At 62.6% G+C, this 321-nt stretch carries 1 pseudogene; it reads right to left on the minus strand.

Annotation, left to right across the window (positions count from 1 at the left end):
* Positions 1-83: 83 nt before the first annotated feature.
* Positions 84-321: pseudogene (locus tag EN853_RS33440) on the minus strand (class I SAM-dependent methyltransferase); the annotation flags it as partial.

The following is a 321-nucleotide window of genomic DNA, read 5'->3' on the forward strand; positions in this document are numbered from 1 at the left end:
CCGGCCCTTGCGAGCCGAAAGGCGGCGCCGACGCTGCTCATCGGACGCTGCTCATCGTCTGGCCTGCCTCAAGGTTTCCTGCCTCAAAGCTTCCAGCCCGAATGCAGTGCGGCGATGCCGCCGGAATAGTTGCGGAAGGAGACGCGGTCGAAGCCCGCCCGGGTGATCATGGAAGCGAAATTCGCCTGGTTCGGAAATTTGCGGATCGATTCGACCAGGTAGGAATAGGGTTCGCCGTCGCCGGTGACCGCCTGGCCGATCTTCGGGATGGCGTTGAACGACTAGGCTTCGTAGGCCTTGTCGAGCAACGGCATCTCGACC

Source organism: Mesorhizobium sp. M1C.F.Ca.ET.210.01.1.1 (assembly GCF_004791585.1).
Lineage (GTDB): Bacteria > Pseudomonadota > Alphaproteobacteria > Rhizobiales > Rhizobiaceae > Mesorhizobium.